This window comes from Methylobacterium sp. WL7 (genome assembly GCF_008040085.1).
Classification (GTDB): Bacteria; Pseudomonadota; Alphaproteobacteria; order Rhizobiales; family Beijerinckiaceae; genus Methylobacterium; species Methylobacterium mesophilicum.
Map to the genome: position 1 here is coordinate 1 of NZ_VRVG01000287.1, position 2,001 is coordinate 2,001.

A 2,001-nucleotide genomic window follows, 5' to 3' on the forward strand; every position below is an offset into this window, starting at 1 on the left:
CCTTCGACCGCACCCTCGTGTACGGCACCGGCGGCTTCGCCTACGGCTCGGGCAGCGCCGACCGCTCGTTCGGCGGCTACGCCGGCAACGACAGCTTCCGCACCGGCTCCACCGTCGGCGGCGACGACGAGTTCGCCGTCGTCCGCGCCGGCCTGAACTACAAGTTCGGCTCGTACTAGTATCGGATCGCGCTGCTCCCGGCCTCAACGCCGGGAGATGCGGCCGGCGGGCGAGAGGTGTTGGTCCTCCTCCTCGCTCCCCGCCGCGGAAGGTGCCGACAACTCGTCGGCCTCCGGATCCCCAGCCCGATCAATCTGGCCGTGAGGTCGGCAACACCCCGCGAGCATCCGCTCCCGGGGTGTTTTTTCGTGTCGGGATCCAATCCGGTCGCGGGTCACCATGACTTCGTCGCAACTCGCCAGGCCGTCAGGCTGCGATCTGTGCCGGGCATTCTGGGCGTAGCGTGACGGTGGATGCCAAGGTCCGCGAATAGGAGATGGCCGAGTTCGAGGTGGGATTGGGGGCCCAGGCGTGAGCCAGTTCAGGCCCCTTACCATCTCACTTACACGAAGTGCGTGGGCAGGCTCAGTGCCTGCGCGTAGGTCATCAGTGCAAAAGCTCCGCCGATCAGCGTGGCAGCTATGGTGATGCGGTTCGTCCAGGTCATCGTCGTCTCCATCGGGTTCGCGACTGTCGTCGCGGTGTGATCCTGATGTATGCCCAAGCTTTCGGGTCCGACGTGTTCTGGAACACCAGCACTGTAAGAGGTCGGTAAGGTTTCTGTTGGCCCCGCCTTCCCCTGTAGGAAGCGGACCGTTCACAGGGTGACGCAGCAGGGATTGCTACCGACCAACGTCAGAGGTTCGAGGCGCCATAGGTTCTGACGAGACGAACAAACTCACGAACCAGAACAGGGTCATCGCCGCGATCGCCGCCGCTGTCCCGAATAGGGGACTGACAAACAAGGCGGCGAGCACGCCGTGCTTCAACATCAGGGGCATTGCGATCAGCCAGCCTAGGCTGGCAGCGATAGCCACCCTGATGATGCAGCATTCTGATGCCTGCATCACAACTTCTCCGAACTTAATTCAACCCAAAGTCGCATTTCGAGCTTGGCCTTTCAATGGGGCAGACTGCCGAGCGCGAGCTCTCGTGGTGTGTCCGGATCAAAATAGGGGTGGGCAGCCAGATAGACGGCCTCACAAAGGAGGCGGAGGCCAAGCTGGGCAAGCGCGCTACATCAACGATGTAGAACGGAAATCCGGAGCCAGCCTTGTCATCACCCCTCGAGAAAGTGCTGCTTGAAGAGCTACGTGACCTAACGGTCCGAGTGGAGGTCCTGCAGAAGACGCTGGGGACGGCCATCTCGCTGATGAGCCAAAAGCAACGCGACACCATCATCGAAGCTCTCGCATTGAGCTTGAAGATGACCGGTAGCGAGGACCCACGCGGCGTGGCTGGCCCGGCCGTCAAGGAGATGATGGATTACGCGCTGCTGCCTTGGTACGCGGCGGAGGGGCGGTCCGAGGACGCCTGAAGCTGCCGTTGGCATAGAAACGGCGGGGCTCTCACCCCGCCGATCCATCAAATCATTTTCGGCGGCTCAGCCTGCCTACCGACAAGAGGGTTATGAGCCCAGAAGCTGACTGGCCGAGCCTATGAGCGTCATGAGAAGACCGCTCACGAAAACGCCGATCATCGCGTAGGAAAAGGCTTTCAACGCCATGCGTTGAGTCCCGAGATCCGGACTAGCAGCGGTATCCACCTGCGGTCTGGCCGTACTGCTTCACGGGACGGGTTTGCTGATCGGCATTACCTTCTGCCGCCGAGCTCATAGGGCAGCGGTCGTAGTTCGGGTGGTCGTGCACGCCGAGCCCGAGCGAGCCGGTAGTTGTGACATCCTGCGTGACGAAGCCGGTCCAACGGGCGCCGTTGGCGGCCATGGCTGACGAGATCGAAGCGACGCCAAAGACAAGTGCAGTGGCGACGGCGGCGATACGG

The 2,001-nt window shown here is 62.3% G+C and carries 2 protein-coding genes and 1 pseudogene; 2 read left to right on the top strand and 1 reads right to left on the bottom strand.

Annotated elements, in window-relative coordinates:
• Window positions 1–179, top strand: a pseudogene (locus FV233_RS31515) (porin family protein); the annotation flags it as partial.
• Between the two features lie 1,094 nt (window positions 180–1,273).
• Window positions 1,274–1,537 (top strand): hypothetical protein, encoded by a 264-nt coding sequence (locus tag FV233_RS29250; protein ID WP_147853176.1) that lies wholly within the window; start codon window positions 1,274–1,276, stop codon window positions 1,535–1,537.
• 211 nt (window positions 1,538–1,748) lie between these two features.
• Here FV233_RS29250 and FV233_RS29255 read toward each other — a convergent pair.
• The coding region (locus FV233_RS29255; protein WP_147899619.1) for a hypothetical protein at window positions 1,749–2,001 on the bottom strand (253 nt) is incomplete at its 5' end.